We start from the raw sequence: 15215 nt of genomic DNA, 5'->3' as shown, positions 1-15215 counted from the left end.
AGAACAAGCCGGGCAAGGTCATTGTGGTGGCGTGTATGCACAAGCTTCTGGCAATTGCATACGGCGTCTTGCGGTCAGGAAAACCCTTCGACCCCAATCACTTGAGGCAGATTACCGCTTGACAAAGACAACGGTGTCTTTACCTGCGCAGAACGCTCTGCCGCCCAGGCTCCCAGTATCAAAGGGCATCTTCCAGCCAGCCAGCCGGTCCCAGGTATCGCCAGCACGCCCCGAAACCAGGCGCAGCCGCCGGCCAATCCACCGCCATACGCACCTCACGCTGACCCAACGCGATCAGTCGCACTGCCCGGATCACCCCGGCATGGGTCAGCCAGACCTGCGGCACCCCTGGCAAGGACTCGGCAACCGCCGCATCCCACACCTCAGCGACCCGGCCCATAAAGTCGCCCACGCACTCCCCGCCCCCCACGCGGTGGTGCCAAAAGTCACTGGTCCAGGCATCAAAAGCTTCAGGCGGCAAGGCGTCCCAGCGCTGGCCTTCCCAAGCACCAAAGTTCATCTCGGCCAGCCGTGCATTGGTATCAAATCGCAGATCAGGTCGCAACACCCGCAAGGCCTGCGCCAATTGCTGGCAGCGCAGCAGCGGCGACACAAGTACCCGCGCGTCGGGTGGCAAACGCTGCGCCAAACCATGGGCCGCTTGCTGCGTGGCATCCACCTCGGCAGGCACATCCAGCGCACCGTAACAAACGCCAGGGGCAATCAGCGGCTGGGCGTGGCGAACCAGCCAGATCACAGGCTCAACCCCAAGCCCAGGTAAAACGCGACCTCACAAATCTGTTGCGTGGCCCCCAGACAATCCCCGGTAAAGCCACCCAGACGCCGCCAGAACCAGCGCGTCATGACAGCCCACGCCAACCCAGAGGCGATGAGCGCGTTGATCAGGGCCTGCAGCAAACCCTCGTCGGTCACATGAATGGCAATGTAAGCGGTGTCTGCCTGCACATAGACCACCAAAGCCAGCGCCAGGCCACACCAGAGCAAACCGGCGCACAAAGCCAACAGGCTGATCTGGTCCGCCAAAGGTTTGGACTTGGAACCCGCCACATCACCCACATGCGGCAGCAAACGGATGGTCAGCAGTGGCCAAGTGCGCGACACCACATGGGCCACAAACAGCGCAGCCACCAGCAGCGGTGCGCTGATGTCGCCCAGCAGTGCCAGCAAGGCCACCTTGCACAGCAGCACCAACACCACCGCAATGGCGCCAAAAGCACCCACCCGCGAGTCTTTCATGATGACCAAAGCCCGGTCCCGGTCGGCACTGCCACCCAGACCGTCGGCCACGTCAGCCAAGCCGTCTTCGTGGAAAGCGCCGGTCAACAACACCCCCAGGGCGGTGCCCAGCGCCGCGGCCACCAGCGGAGCCGAACCGGTGGGCGGCAACCCGACCAGCAAGCCGGCGGTAAACAACGCCAGCAAGCCACCAATCAACACCCCCACCCCCGGAAAATGGCCAGCGCTGGCCCGCAGCATGGCCGGGCTGAAACCCACCCAGTCCGCCAGCCGCCCGGTGACCGGAATGCGCGTGAAAAACTGCAGGCTCAACAAATAGTGGCGAACGAATTGAAGCAAGAATGAGGGCATGCGTTTGGCCAAAAAAGGGACGCCGGACGGCGTCAAAAAAGTGCTCAAGGCTATCAGCTTTTTGGGCGCCAATAGCCTTACGCGCCAAGGCCCACCAAACAGAAGGCCAGGCTGCGGTAGGCTCAAGCTGTTAGCATTTTCCTGATTAGTTGGGGTCAGAGCAAGTCGCTGCGCGAGTGGTCTGACCCACAAGCCCGTCAATTTAAACTTCTTGGAGACAAGCCCATGACCGACGACACACGCTGCTGCGGCACGGGCACGTGCCTGATTGACGCCCAAGGGCGCTGCTGGTGCGGCCAGCAATGGGACGGCGAACAAATGTGCCGCCCGTCTTCTGAAGGCGGCAAACCCGACGCAGCATCGACAGACCATGACCACGGGGCGCCTGCCGTCGACGCCGATTGAAAACTGCACACCGTTTCATTTTTTTGGTGGCGCTGACGCTGCCTGGAGCTAGCGCCATGGCAACCGAAGAACCCAAATTTGAAGTCTTGTCCCAGCACGGGCACATCGAGCTGCGCCGCTACCCGGCGTTCGTGATCGCCGAGACTACCGTTGAAGGCGACATGGATGCGGCTTCCGGCAAGGGTTTCAGGGCGATTGCCGACTACATTTTTGGCAACAACCAAGCCAAAACGCCCGCGGCAGACCCGACTTCCGAAAAAATTGCCATGACCGCGCCCGTCACCATGGAACCGCTGGCCCCCGCGTCACAAAAAATCGCCATGACGGCACCGGTGGCCATGGAACCGTTGGCCAGCCCGGCGGTCGACGGTTTACCGGCCATGAAGGGTGCCACACAATGGCGCATGCATTTTGTGATGCCCAGCCAATACACGCTGGCCACTTTGCCGCAACCCAACAACCCAGCGGTGCGCCTGCGCAAGGTGCCCGCCAAGACTTGGGCCGTGCTGAGTTACTCGGGCTTCAACACCGAAGCCAAAATCCAGGAGAAAACCGATGCGCTGGTGGCCTGGCTGGCTGGTCAAAAAATCAAGTCCATTGGCAGCCCGCAACTGGCACGTTATGACCCGCCCTGGACGCTGCCCATGTTCCGGCGCAACGAGATCATGCTGGAAATTCAGCAGCCCTGAGGCAGCCCCCATCCCGACCTTCCCCCAGCGGGGAAAGGCGTCATCCCGGTATCACGGGGTCTGCGGCAGTTTTTTCTGACACCCCAGCGGATTCGAAACTTGCCATCTCGCACAGCATGGCGCAGGCGGCCTGCAACAGTGGCCAGGCCAAGGCTGCGCCCGAGCCCTCACCCAGGCGCAGGCCCAGGTCCAGCAAGGCCTGCACACCCAGATACTGCAGCATGAATTCATGGCCGCGCTCGCCCGAGCGGTGGGCAAACACACAACGTTGCAGCACCAGCGGTTGCAGCGCATGCGCCACCAGCACCGCACTGCTGGCAATAAAACCGTCCACCACAATCACGCGGCGCTCATGGGCGGCCTGCAGCACGGCACCGACCATGGTGGCGATCTCGAAGCCACCTAAGGCGGCCAGTGCATCCAGCGGCGCGGTGGCCTGCGGATGGCGCGCCAGCACCTCGCGCAGGATGGCCGTTTTGCGTTGCACCGCGTCCGCGTCCAGGCCAGTACCGGCACCGGTGCACACTTCTATTTCCAGGCCCGTCAGGCGTGACAACAAGAGCGATGCCGCCGAGGTGTTGCCAATGCCCATCTCGCCCAGCAGCAGCGCATTGCCGGGCAAGGTCTTGACCAGTTCGATACCGTTCTGCAGGGCCTGCTGGCACTGCAGCGCGGTCATCGCTGCCTGCTCTGACGAATCGGCAGTGCCATGTTCTGCGCCAGGCACCTTGCACACCCGCAAGCCCGGGCGCTGCGTGCCTGCGGGCAAACCCGCCAGAAAATCATGCTTGACACCGCAATCCACCACGGTCAGCGCAATCTGGTTGGCGCGTGAAAACACGCTCACAGCCGCGCCACCGGCCAGAAAGTTTTCCACCATCTGCCAGCTCACGTCGCTGGGGAATGCCGACACGCCACGGCGCACCAACCCATGGTCACCGGCAAACACCACCATCTGCGGGTCTTGCAAGGTGGGCGAATCCGTGCCCAGAATTGCACCGATTTGCAGGGCCAGGGCTTCCAGCCGGCCCAAGGAGCCCAGCGGCTTGGTTTTGGTGTCAATTTTGTGCTGCAGCGCTTGGGTGAAGGCGGGGTTGCGGAGGTCGGTCAGTTGGGGAAAGTTGGTGTTCATAAGCTTCCTGGTGAATGAATGGCTCTGTCAAAAATCAAGGTGTGTGCATGTTCATGAAGCGCCAGCACCGGGCGGCGCATGGGCCAGCAAACCGTCGAGCACGCCCGCCTCAAAATGCGTTTCAACAAAGTCGGCCATGCGCTCAAACACGGTTTCCAGCGTCGGCACCGGACCGCTCAGACGCGTACCAAACAGCGCCTGCAGCACTGCGGGGTCTTCAAACAGGCCGTGCAGGTAAATGCCCAGCACGTTGCCAGACGCATTGAGCCAGCCCAAGCCACCCGGCAACACGGCACGCGCCACGTCACCGGCCTGGGCCATGGCGGCGTGCTGCGCGGTCTGGCCCTGGTGGATTTCGTAGCCACTGACCGGCACGCCTGCCAGCGCGGCCCAGGGTGAGGCCAAGGCCGTATCAGCACCGGTTTGGGGCACGCTGGTGCCCTCCAGCATCGTGGTGTCAAAACAAGTCTGTGTGCGGCATACTGTTTTAGCCGCCGCAAACACGGTCACCAACGGCAGCAGACCCAGGCCCGGGGCATTGCCTTCGATGTCCTGCGGGTCAATCAGCGCCTCGCCCAGCATTTGCAGGCCACCACACACGCCCAGCACCGCCCCACCCTGCGCCGCATGACGCGCCACCGCGGCATCCAGCCCCTGCGCGCGCAGCCAGGCCAGATCGGCGCTGGTGGCTTTGGAGCCGGGCAAGACCACCCAATCCGTTGCCGTCAGCGCCGCCAGATCGGCGGGTGAGCGCACCCACATCAAGCGCACACCGGGGATGTTTTTCAGCGGCTGGAACTCGTCCAGGTTGCTGATGCGCGGGTAGGCCACCACCGCCACGGTCAGGCTGACCGCGCCTTGGCTGGTGCTGCGCTCATCAAAAACGCCATCTTCTTCTGGCAACCCATGCTGCCACCACATCGGCAAGGTCGCCACAGTGGGGATGCCCGTCAAATCCTGCAGCATCTGCGGCGCGGGGGCCAGCAGGCTGGCATCGCCACGAAATTTGTTCAACACAAAACCCTTGATCAGCGCGCGCTCATCCTCAGGCAGCAGCGCCCAGGTACCGTACAGATGGGCAAACGCACCGCCCCGGTCAATGTCGGTCACCAGCAGACAGGCGGCGTCGCAATGGCGCGCCACGCGCATGTTGACGATGTCACTGCCCGACAAATTGATCTCGGCGGGCGAGCCCGCGCCTTCGATCACCACCACATCGTTGCCGGCGCGCAGTGCATCCAGCGCCGCGGCGACCTGCGGCCAGACGTGCTTGCTGCGGCTGCGCCAGGGCATGGCCGTCAGCGCCTCACTCACCTGCCCCATCAGGACCACCTGGCTGTGCGTGTCGGCCTCGGGTTTCAACAGCAGCGGGTTCATGCGCACCTCGGGCTCAGCCTTGGCGGCCAATGCCTGAAAGTATTGGGCGCTGCCGATCTCGCCCTGGCCGTTGCTTGACGCCACGACTCTGGCGTTGTTGCTCATGTTCTGTGCCTTGAACGGCGCCACTTTCAAGCCCTGACGCGCGTAATGGCGGCACAGCGCGGTGGTCAGCCAGCTCTTGCCCGCGCCGCTGGTGGTGCCCAGCACCATGATGCATTTGGCGGTCATTGCACGTTCTCCCATTCCGTTGTTCGCAACTTGTTTTCTTGCAATCCACACGCCAGCAATGCTTGCGCCTGCGGCGCCAACACCCCCAGCCGCACCCAGCCTGGCAGGCCAAACGAGGCGCAATCGCGCAGCTTGATGCCGTACTCCGCTCGCAAGGCGGACAGGTCGAGCGGCTGCAGCGGTTGGGCGCAGAAAAAATTCGCTTCGCTGGGCAGGCAGGTCCAGCCCAGGTTTTGCAGCATGTCGATCTGGCGCGCTTTCCAGTCGCGCAGCGTCGGCAGGCACGCAAGCAGCCAGGCTTGCACCTCTGGCATCACCCAGGCTTGCAACAGCGCGACCCCGTGCGCGCCCAGCGGCCACGACGGAGCGGCCAGATTGAGGCTTGCAACCGCAGCCTCGATGTGACCTTGCTCCCTTGTGGATGCGCCGGCTGGCGCGATCACATACGCAGCACGCACACCCGTCAGACCCAGCGCTTTGTTGGGTGTGAACAGCTGCCAGACGCGGTCGAGTTGAGCATCACTCAAGGACGGCGCGCCACTCAGGCGCAAGGGTGCGTAGGCACGGTCCAACACCACGGTGTGCGCGGCGTCCAGGCACCAGGGCCTGTGCGCCTGCCCCAGCGGGCTTGACGGCTCACACGCCCAGACCAGCGCGCCAGCGCCATCCGCGGCAGGCTGCAGCCCCCAAGCCTGCGTGGCGCGGGCGTTGTCGCCGTAATGGTGGGCGGGCAACTGCACACGGCGAACGCCCTGCTGCCAAGCCCAGGCGGTGATGCGAAAGATGAATTCGCTGGCACTGCCCGCCAACACCACGCGCTCTGGCGCGACCCGGTGGAACGCGGCCAGACGCTGGCGCAGCGCGGTGTACAACGGGTCGGGGTAAAGCGTGGCATCAGCCGCCTGCACGGCGGCCAACGCTTGCGGGCAGGGGCCACAAGCGTTGCTGTTGGTGGAAAAATCCACGCGTGGCACGCCCAGTGCATCGGCGCCGCCATGGGTCCAGCTTGTGATCGGATGTGCTGTCATGACACCACCATCGATCGCAAAACAAGCGCCAGCAATGCCATGAATACAAGGGCCATGGTCACTTTTTCTGCATGGCTAATGGCACTTGCCGTATCCATCCGGGTGGGCTGGCGGCCTGCCGGGTTGAGCACATAGACACCGGGTTTGCCGAGCCGGATGTCCAGCGCCAGCGCCATCGTCGCCATCGGCCAGCCACTGTTGGGCGACAGGGTTTTGGTGGACTCGCGGCACACAGCACGCCAGCGCACCCGGCTGACGCATACCAGCAGCAACGCCGTCAAGCGCGCAGGCAGCCAGCTCAAGATGTCGTCGGCACGCGCCGCCCACTTGCCCGCCCATTCCCAGTTCTGACCTTTGTACACGCCGCGGTAGCCCCACATGGCATCGGCGGTATTGGCAAAGCGGTACAAAGCCGCGCCGGGCAGACCCAACAGCACGAACCAGAAAATGGGCGCGACCACCGAGTCATTGAGATTTTCGGCCAGCGACTCGATGGCGCTTTCGCGCACCTGCGCTTCACTCAGGGCAGACACGTCACGGCTGACCAGCCAACTCAGTCGTTCTCGGCCCGCATCAAGCGATTGCCCCAGCGCAGCGTCCACTGCCCGCACCTCGCCTTTGAGCATGGCCCAGGCCAACAGGGGTTTGAGCAGCAAGCCCAACAACAGCGCCGCCAGCCACGCAGGCAGTTGCATCACCACGCGTTGCAATGCGTCAAACGCGATCAAACAACCAGCTGCTCCCGCAATCCAATAGGTGGCTGCAAGCCAAAACACCTTGAAGTCTTTGGGGTACGGCACGGCCGCCGCTCCGGCCTCCATGGAAGACGGCTGCCAAGCCACGCGCTGCACCCTGCGCCCGGCCCAGCTCAGGTAATTGCCCATCCACACCACTGGGTGCAGACGCGCGGGCGGCTCACCCAGGACATGGTCAATCAGCAAGGCGACCAACAGGGCCGCGGCCAACGCGTGAGCGCTGGTCTGCCCGGTGAGCAGGGTCAATGCGTCAAACAAGAGGCATCCTTCAAGGCCGCGCCACCGGCTGCCCGGCCTTGAGGCCAAGGCGTGCCAACAAGGCCAGGTCATCATTGCCCTGCGGGTTGGGTGTTGTCAACAGTTTGTCGCCATAAAAAATCGAGTTGGCCCCGGCCACGAAGCACAGCGCCTGCACCGCGTCGCTCATGCTCTGGCGGCCGGCCGACAGGCGCACCCGGGCCATGGGCATGGTGATGCGCGCCACCGCAATGGTTCGCACAAATTCCAGCGGGTCCAGGTCGGGCTGGTCGGCCAGCGGCGTGCCCGCCACCTTGACCAGATGGTTGATCGGCACCGACTCGGGGTACGGCGACAAATTGGCCAGCTCGGCGATCAGCCCGGCGCGCTGCAGCCGCGATTCACCCAGGCCGACGATGCCGCCGCAACACACGCTGATGCCCGCATGGCGCACCCGCGCCAGGGTGTCCAGGCGGTCCTGATAGTCACGCGTGGTGATGATGTCGCCATAAAAGTCGGGCGCGCTGTCCAGGTTGTGGTTGTAATAGTCCAGCCCGGCATCGCGCAAAGTCTCGGCATGGCCGTCTGCCAGCATGCCCAGCGTGGCGCAGGCTTCCAGACCGGTGGCCTTGACGGTTTTCACCAGTTCGGCCACGGCCTCAATGTCGCGGTCTTTGGGCGCGCGCCAGGCTGCGCCCATGCAAAAACGGGTAGCTCCGGCGGCTTTGGCGGCCAGGGCCGCGCTGTGCACCGCATTCACGCCCATCAGCTTGCTGGCCTCGACCCCGGTGTCAAAGTGCACGCTTTGCGGGCAGTAACCGCAGTCCTCCGGGCAGCCGCCGGTTTTGACCGACAGCAGCGTGGCTAGCTCGACCAGGTTGGGGTCAAAGTGGGCACGGTGAACGGTTTGCGCCTGGAACATCAGGTCTGAAAAAGGCAACTCCAGCAGGGCCAGAACCGCTTCAACCGACCAGACACGCTGACCCGCGGCTGGGGGTTCGGGGTGGGTATCAAGGCAGGCGTGGAAGTGCAAGGGATGGGTAGTCGATGGATCGACAGTGTGTTCAGTAGTCATTGGTTTTTCGCGTAAAAAATAGGTCAATCTTCAATGCCACGCTGCGCCGGAATGCCCGCCTTGAACGCGTGCTTGACCATTTGCATCTCGGTCACGGTGTCGGCCAGTGCAATGATTTCAGCGGGGCAGCGCCGCCCGGTCAGCACCACGTGCACCTGGCCGGGGCGGGCCTTGAGGGTCGCCAGCACATCGTCCAGCGGCAACCAGCCGTAGATCAGCGGATAGGTGATTTCGTCAAGCGTCACCATGAAGTAGTCACCACTCATGATCGCAGCCTTGGCCTTTTGCCAGCCATCTCGGGCCAGTTGGGCGGAGTGTTCCAGGTCCTGGCTCTTCCAACTGAAGCCGTCGCCCAGGCCTTCAATGGGAATGCCGAGTTGCTCGAACATGCGGTGCTCGCCAAAGCGTGCCGTCGGCACTTTCATGAACTGGAAAATCTTGACCGCTTTGCCGCGCCCGTGGGCGCGCAGCGCCAAGCCAAACGCCGCCGTGCTTTTGCCCTTGCCGTCGCCGGTGTTGACGATGACGATACCGCGGCGCTCGCCTTCGGGTTTTTCATAGGGCTTGTCGGTGGGGGGTGTTTCGATTTGCATGGATTGGAGAAAAGTTTAATTGGGCAGGGCGATCCATTGATCGGCAATCGGGTAGATGCTGATGCGCTGGTCAAACACGGCTTCCAGCGCGCGATGGGTGGCAGCATCGGCACACGCGCCCTGGTGGGTCACACGGCCAGCGGCCATGATGACCATCTCGTCCGAGTGCAGCGCCATCGAGATTTCATGCAACACGCTGACCACGGTAACCCCGCTCTCCAGCAGGCAACGCACCACGCCCAGCCAGTCGGCCTGGTGCGGCGGATCGAGGTTGGCCAGCGGCTCGTCCATCAACAGCACTTGGGCCCGCACCGCCAGGGCGCGGGCCAGCAGCACTCGCTGGCGCTCACCACCCGAGAGCTGGCCCAGGGCGCGTTGCCGCCAGTCCCAGGCGCCGGTGGATTTGAGGGCGATTTCCACCGCAGCGCAGTCGGCCTCGCTGGGCGCGGCCAACCAGGCCTGGTGCGGCAGGCGGCCCAGCATGGCCACATCCCATACCGTCAGATCGTCACCAGCGGCTTCGTTCTGGCCCAGCCAGGCCAGCTGGCGCGCCCGCACCCGGCCTGGCAAGCGTTGCAAGGGCTGGCCCAGCAACGTGACTGTGCCGCTGTGCGGCAGCAGCCCCACCAGCACCTTGAGCAGCGTCGACTTGCCCGCCCCGTTGGGCCCGACGATGCTGGTCCAGCGGCCCTGCGGCAAGCCCAGCGTGATGCCGTGCAGTATCTGGCTATGCCCGATACTGGCCCTGATGTTTTCTGCCTGAAGAGCGATTGCATGTGCCACGTTTTTCACAGACCACCTCCGGCTGTGATGCGGCTGTTGCGGCGCATCAACCACAGCAGGTAGCCACCGCCCAGCACCGCGGTCAGCACCCCCACCGGCAGTTCTTGCGGGGCCAGCAAGCCGCGCGCCAGAATGTCCGCGCCCGTCAGCAACACGCCGCCCACCAGGCTGGACAAACCTATCAGCCGGCCATGCGTGGTTTTGATGACCGAGCGCACCAGGTGCGGCGCGGCCAGCCCGACAAAGGCGATCAGCCCGGTTTGCGCCACCGCCGTGCCGGTGGCCAGCGCCAGCACCGCCACCAGCGCCAGGCGCAACGGCGCCAGCGGCAGGCCCAGGCTGTGCGCGGTGGCCTCGCCCAGGCTCAGGCCGTCCAGCACCCGCCCCAGCAAGCCGGCGCAGAGCACGCACAGGCCCAACACCCCCAGCATCAGCGCGCAGGCCGTCCAGCCGACAAAGGCAGTGGAACCCAGCATGAAGGCCTGCATGGCCTGCAATGAATCGGGCGAGGCCAGCAGCACCAATTGGGTGGCCGCGCCCAGCACCACGCCCACCACCACCCCGGCCAGCAGCAGGCGCAGCGTGTGCTGCACCCCGCGTGACAAGGCCAGCGTCAACAGCACCGCCAGCACCGCCCCGGCAAAGGCCGCGCCGGTCAAGCCCAGGCGCACCAGCACGCTGCCGGAAAACACGCTGACCACCGCGTCGCCATTCATCATGTTGCCGCCCAGCATGCCGGCGCCGCCCCCCAACACGGCCAGGACCAGCGCCACACCCAGCGACGCACCGGAGGCGCTGCCCAGCAAATACGGGTCCGCCAGCGGGTTGCGAAACAAGCCCTGAGCCACCGCCCCGGCCAGCCCCAGCAGGGCACCGGCGGCCCATGCCCCCAAGGTGCGCGGCAGGCGGATCTGGCCCACAATTTGTTGCGCCATGGCGGTCGCCGACGGATCCACTTCCGGGTGCCATAACGGCGCAAGCAGGTTCTCAAAGCCGGTGCTGCCCACGCACACACCCAAGCCCAGCAGCCCCAAACTCAGGGCCAGCAAAATCCCCACCAGCGGTGACAGGCGCTGCAGTGTCACGGAATTCGCTTTCTGGCCACCGACGGCGCCTTGTCTGCCAGGCACTGCGCCATCAGCCGCGCACCTTCAGCCATGCGCGGGCCCGGGCGCACCAGCGCATTGGCCTGCTCGGTGGCGAAAATGCACAGCCGACCTTCGCGCACGGCGCGAATGCTGTGCCAGCCGGGGCGCTGCGTCAGGCCGCCCGCGCTACGCTCGCCGATCATGATGACGTCGGGGTTGGCGCGCACGATGAACTCAGGGTTGAGCTTGGGAAACGGCCCCAGCGCGGCGGGCACGATGTTTTTCACCCCCAGGCGCGTCAGGGTTTCACCAATGAAGGACGATTCGCCCGCCGCATACGGCCCCTGGTTGACCTCAAAGTACACCCGCGTGCTACGCGCACCGACTGGCAGCGACTGCGCCGCCGCCGACACCGCCGCGTCAATGGTGCGCCAGATGCTGGCAGCGTCCGCCACGCCCAGCACCTGGCCAATTTTGAGCATCACCCGCTGCACGTCGGCATGGGTTTTGGGCTCCAGCGACAGCACCCGGATGCCCAGCGTGCGCAGCCGCTCGCTGGCACGCGAGGAGGTGGCCATCAACACCAGGTCGGGGCGCAGGGCGACAATGGCCTCGATGTTCGGGTCGAGCCCGCCGCCCACTTGCGGCAGTTTCTTGAGGCTGACCGGGTAATCCGAATAACGGTCCACCCCCACCAACCTGGCACACTGGCCCAGCGCGCACACGGTCTCGGCCAACGAGGGCAAGAGGCTGACGATGCGTTGCGGCGGCTGCTCAAAATACACCACCACCCCGGTGTCGTCAGTGACTTCATAGGTGTGGGCCAGTGCGGCAAAAAACATCAGGGCCAGGCATATCAAACGCTTCATGACACGTCCTTCAAAGTCAGGGGCAGGCCCGCGGCCATCAGCGTGACACGCGCGCAGGCGGCGGCCACCTGCTGGTTGAGCAGGCCCAGCGCATCGACAAACACGCGCACCTCGCGCCCCAGCGGGATCACGCCCAGGCCGATCTCGTTGCCGACCAGCACCAGCGGCCCGGGAGCGTTGCTGATCGACTGCAACAGCTGCCCAGTTTCAGCTGGCAGCGTCTGTTCAGTAACCGCCGCATTGCCATGCACCGGCATGAGCCAGTTGGTCAGCCACAGCGTCAGGCAATCGACCACGATCAGGGTGTCAGGGGTGCTGTGACGCTGGATGGCCTGGGCCAGGTGCAAAGGCTCTTCCACCGTGATCATGCCCGGTACGCGCTGCGCCCGGTCTGCCTGGTGGCGGGCAATGCGCTGCGTCATCTCGTCGTCCCAGGCTTGCCCGGTGGCAATCATCACCGCGCGGTGGCTTCCAGATTGCGCCAGCCAGCTTTGCGCCAGCACTTCAGCCCGGCGCGACTTGCCACTTTTCTGACCGCCCAGAATCAACTCGCTGCGGGCGACTGGCAGGACCTTATCCATGCAGACGACTCCAATCCATGATGATGCGATGCAAGGCGGCCACACCATCGGTCAGTGCGGCCGGACCGGGTTGCAAAATGTCGGCGGACTTGATCTCGAACAGTTGCCCGGTTTTGACCGCCGCCACTTCGCCCCAGCCTGTCCGCGCCGCCACCAGTTCCGGGCGAAACTTCTTGCCGCACCACGAGCCAATGATGATGTCGGGGTTGCGCCGCACGATCTCGGCACCATCCGCAATGATGCGATTTTTGCCCAACGACTGGGTCGCCAGTTCAGGAAAAATGTCGTCACCCCCGGCCAGGCCGATCAGCTCCGACACCCACTGGATGGCGCTGATGTGCGGCACATCCCATTCTTCGAAATAGATTTTTGGACGACGGGGCAAGGCAGCCGCTGCCTTGGCGATGGCCGCCAGTTGCTGCTGCATCTCGGCAATGCGGGCCAGCCCCTGCTCGCCCTGCCCCACCATCGCCGCCACCTGGTAAAGCACAGAAAAAATCTCGGCCACGCTGCGCTGGTTGAACACCGTGACCTGCACGCCAGCTCGAATCAGCGCCGCAGCAATGTCGGCCTGCATGTCGGAAAAACCCAGCACGCAGTCCGGTTGCAGCGCCAGAATCTTGTCGATCCTGGCGCTGGTGAAAGCACTCACCCGTGGCTTTTCCTCCCGCGCCCGTCGCGGCCGCACGGTGTAGCCAGAAATGCCCACAATGCGGCTCTCCTGCCCCAGCAGGTAAAGCCACTCGGTGGTTTCCTCGGTCAGGCAGACGATGCGCTGCGGGCCTTGGGGCAAGCTGAACGCCTGAGCAGCGACCATGATGGTTGACTAGAAATTCACCCGCATAGCCGCAGTGACAGCACGCCCAGCTTCCGGGTAAATGCCGTTTGTGACCCCGGCGGTGCAAGTGAAGGCCTGGGTGTAGTACTTGGCGTCCAGCAGATTGCTCAAGCCCAACGACATCTCCACATTGCGCCACTGGTAGGCATAGCGCGCATCCACCGTGGCATAACTGGGTACCGTACAGGCGTTGTCATAGTCCACATGCTGCGAGGACACCCAGACCACACCGGTATTCACCGAATGGGCAGGAGCAGGTCGCCAGTCGGCACGCAGTGCCAGCGTCGTACCCGCCACCAGCGGCACATTTTTACCACTGTGCGCACCTTGGGTGAACTTGGCTTCACGCAAGCCCAGGGTCAGCTGCAAGTCGAGCGTTTTGGTCAACGCATGCTGGGTTTCAAGCTCCAGTCCTTGGCGCAGCGTAGGGTCGAAGTTGACGTTGGCGCCAAAACCGCTCCATGAATTGGCATTGGCCACTGTGGGGTCATATCCCAATTCATTCGTCAAGCTGTTGCGGTAGTAACGCAACTCAACACGTCCACCCGCATATTTCCAGCGGTTACCCAACTCGACATCACGCGAGGTCTGCGGCTGCAGTACCGCACCGGGTGTCGTAAATCCCAACTCATCGATGTTGGCCAGCCGGAAACTGTTGCCCAAGCGCCCATAGACGGACCAGGTTTCAGACAACGGCTGTGTGATCCCGATTTCCCAGGCTGCCTGATCCCTGTCTGTGCTGGCGGTGTAAGTGTCGGTTTGTTTGATATTTTCAGAGCGATAACCAACTGACAAACGCGTGCCACCGTCAAGAATCAATTCATCTTTGGCATAGAGGGCGCTTGTCTTTTGTTGCGAGACAGAGCCGTAAGTGCCAGGCACCGTACGCTTCCAGTCCGCCTGATCATGACCCAGCGTCAGTGCGTTGCGAACCTTGCCAAACTTGGTCTCATATTTGGCGCGCAAGGCCAGCGTGCTGGCATCAATGTCATAGCGGTAGGTCGAGACACCATTGTTCAGGCTGTTGAGATTTTTTGTCCGTTGACCTGCGTCCAGTCCCAGTTGCCAAGCCCCCAGTTCCGCGCTGGCAAACAGGGTGTCACGGACGTTTTTGATACTGGCCGTTTTGTTGGCATTGGCAGCGGAGGTCTGGCTCGGGTCGGCCTGGTATTGCGCGGCTGTCAAGGAGCCGGGCAAACCGCTGTTCAGCATGTCATTGGCATGGCTGGCACCCACACGCAGCCAGTCATTGCTCCATTGACCCTGAACAAAATTGCCTTCAGCCGTGGATTTGAAGTTGTCGCGGTGGTTGTCCGTGTCACGTTTATTACCAGCCACGTCCATCGAGAAACCTCCTGAGGCCAAGGTCGCGTTGGCGCGTATCTCGTTCAGCCCGTAACTGCCAGTTGCGGCATACAGGTCTGCAGAATTCTTGCGCGCGACGCCTCGTCCGGCCTTGGTGGTGATCACAATCACACCACCCGTCGCCCCTGCGCCATACAACACCGAGCCACTGCCCCGCAGCACTTCAATGCGCTCAACCGTGTTGATCGCAATGCCGGCCAAGCGGGTGCCGCCCAAATCTGCCTCATTCATTTTGATGCCATCGACAATCACCACCTGGTTGCTACCGGCAGTCGTCCCGAACCCTCGCAGGTCCAGTCCGTAGTCACCACCACCGTAATAGTCCACCCGCCCCGGCACGCCCAGCAGTTTGATCACCGCCTCATTCACGGTGGTCACGCCAGCGCGAGCGATGTCGTCCTTGGTGATCACACTGACACCAAACGGCAAACTGGAAGCTTCTGCTTCAAAGCGTGCGGCACTCACCACCACCTCATCGAGCGTTGCCGTCTGTCCCTGCGCCAACACCGGAAACGCAGCCATAACGGCCACAACAGACGCGCACAAGCGCACGGGAGCGCG

Annotated in this window: 16 protein-coding genes and 1 pseudogene; 3 read left to right on the top strand and 14 right to left on the bottom strand. The window is 63.6% G+C overall.

Annotated features, from left to right (window positions below):
• A pseudogene (locus Q7U49_RS16725) lies at positions 1 to 122 on the top strand (IS110 family transposase); the annotation flags it as partial.
• Between the two features lie 56 nt (positions 123 to 178).
• Here Q7U49_RS16725 and Q7U49_RS16720 read toward each other — a convergent pair.
• The gene (locus tag Q7U49_RS16720) at positions 179 to 757 is read right to left on the bottom strand and encodes a histidine phosphatase family protein (RefSeq protein WP_304766383.1); all 579 of its coding nucleotides are present in this window, start codon (positions 755 to 757) and stop codon (positions 179 to 181) included.
• A complete protein-coding gene (locus Q7U49_RS16715) occupies positions 754 to 1596 on the bottom strand; it encodes an adenosylcobinamide-GDP ribazoletransferase (protein WP_304766380.1) in 843 nt (280 codons plus the stop codon). Before Q7U49_RS16715 ends, Q7U49_RS16720 begins: the two co-directional genes overlap by 4 nt.
• 237 nt (positions 1597 to 1833) lie before the next feature.
• Here Q7U49_RS16715 and Q7U49_RS16710 point away from each other — a divergent pair, with 237 nt between their 5' ends.
• Both Q7U49_RS16710 and Q7U49_RS16705 read left to right on the top strand, forming a co-directional pair.
• The gene (locus Q7U49_RS16710; RefSeq protein ID WP_304766378.1) at positions 1834 to 2013 is read left to right on the top strand and encodes a hypothetical protein; all 180 of its coding nucleotides are present in this window, start codon (positions 1834 to 1836) and stop codon (positions 2011 to 2013) included.
• 56 nt (positions 2014 to 2069) lie between these two features.
• A complete protein-coding gene (locus Q7U49_RS16705; protein WP_304766376.1) occupies positions 2070 to 2702 on the top strand; it encodes a heme-binding protein in 633 nt (210 codons plus the stop codon).
• 40 nt (positions 2703 to 2742) lie between these two features.
• Here Q7U49_RS16705 and cobT read toward each other — a convergent pair whose 3' ends face one another.
• From cobT to Q7U49_RS16645, 12 genes are read right to left on the bottom strand one after another with little or no spacing between them, the layout of a single operon-like run.
• Positions 2743 to 3834, bottom strand: coding sequence for a nicotinate-nucleotide--dimethylbenzimidazole phosphoribosyltransferase (gene cobT, locus Q7U49_RS16700; RefSeq protein WP_304766373.1), 1092 nt, complete (start codon positions 3832 to 3834; stop codon positions 2743 to 2745).
• A 51-nt stretch (positions 3835 to 3885) separates the two neighbouring features.
• The gene (locus tag Q7U49_RS16695) at positions 3886 to 5442 is read right to left on the bottom strand and encodes a cobyric acid synthase (RefSeq protein ID WP_304766369.1); all 1557 of its coding nucleotides are present in this window, start codon (positions 5440 to 5442) and stop codon (positions 3886 to 3888) included.
• Entirely contained in the window at positions 5439 to 6470 is a 1032-nt protein-coding gene (locus tag Q7U49_RS16690; protein ID WP_304766366.1) for an aminotransferase class I/II-fold pyridoxal phosphate-dependent enzyme, read from the bottom strand. Before Q7U49_RS16690 ends, Q7U49_RS16695 begins: the two co-directional genes overlap by 4 nt.
• Complete coding sequence (cbiB, locus tag Q7U49_RS16685; protein WP_304766364.1) at positions 6467 to 7483, bottom strand: adenosylcobinamide-phosphate synthase CbiB; 1017 nt, start codon at positions 7481 to 7483, stop codon at positions 6467 to 6469. Before cbiB ends, Q7U49_RS16690 begins: the two co-directional genes overlap by 4 nt.
• A gap of 10 nt (positions 7484 to 7493) precedes the next feature.
• Positions 7494 to 8537 carry a biotin synthase BioB gene (gene bioB / locus Q7U49_RS16680; RefSeq protein WP_304766361.1) on the bottom strand — a complete coding sequence of 348 codons (1044 nt, stop codon included), beginning with the start codon at positions 8535 to 8537 and terminating at the stop codon, positions 7494 to 7496.
• A 23-nt stretch (positions 8538 to 8560) separates the two neighbouring features.
• The gene (gene cobO, locus Q7U49_RS16675) at positions 8561 to 9130 is read right to left on the bottom strand and encodes a cob(I)yrinic acid a,c-diamide adenosyltransferase (RefSeq protein WP_304766358.1); all 570 of its coding nucleotides are present in this window, start codon (positions 9128 to 9130) and stop codon (positions 8561 to 8563) included.
• Between the two features lie 15 nt (positions 9131 to 9145).
• Positions 9146 to 9913 carry an ABC transporter ATP-binding protein gene (locus tag Q7U49_RS16670; RefSeq protein WP_304766356.1) on the bottom strand — a complete coding sequence of 256 codons (768 nt, stop codon included), beginning with the start codon at positions 9911 to 9913 and terminating at the stop codon, positions 9146 to 9148.
• 5 nt (positions 9914 to 9918) lie between these two features.
• Positions 9919 to 10998: an iron ABC transporter permease gene (locus tag Q7U49_RS16665; protein ID WP_304766353.1), complete on the bottom strand. Its 1080-nt coding sequence runs from the start codon at positions 10996 to 10998 to the stop codon at positions 9919 to 9921.
• Positions 10995 to 11870 (bottom strand): ABC transporter substrate-binding protein, encoded by an 876-nt coding sequence (locus Q7U49_RS16660; protein WP_304766351.1) that lies wholly within the window; start codon positions 11868 to 11870, stop codon positions 10995 to 10997. Before Q7U49_RS16660 ends, Q7U49_RS16665 begins: the two co-directional genes overlap by 4 nt.
• Positions 11867 to 12451, bottom strand: a complete 585-nt coding sequence (gene cobU / locus Q7U49_RS16655; protein ID WP_304766348.1) for a bifunctional adenosylcobinamide kinase/adenosylcobinamide-phosphate guanylyltransferase — start codon at positions 12449 to 12451, stop codon at positions 11867 to 11869. The genes Q7U49_RS16660 and cobU overlap by 4 nt, the downstream gene beginning before the upstream one ends.
• Positions 12444 to 13268, bottom strand: a complete 825-nt coding sequence (locus tag Q7U49_RS16650) for an ABC transporter substrate-binding protein (protein WP_304766346.1) — start codon at positions 13266 to 13268, stop codon at positions 12444 to 12446. Before Q7U49_RS16650 ends, cobU begins: the two co-directional genes overlap by 8 nt.
• Before the next feature lie 9 nt (positions 13269 to 13277).
• Positions 13278 to 15176, bottom strand: coding sequence for a TonB-dependent receptor (locus Q7U49_RS16645; protein ID WP_304766344.1), 1899 nt, complete (start codon positions 15174 to 15176; stop codon positions 13278 to 13280).
• Positions 15177 to 15215: the final 39 nt, after the last annotated feature.

It is taken from the genome of Rhodoferax sp., from assembly GCF_030653815.1.
Taxonomy (GTDB): domain Bacteria; phylum Pseudomonadota; class Gammaproteobacteria; order Burkholderiales; family Burkholderiaceae_C; genus Rhodoferax.
This window is presented reverse-complemented; position numbering and strand designations above follow the sequence as displayed.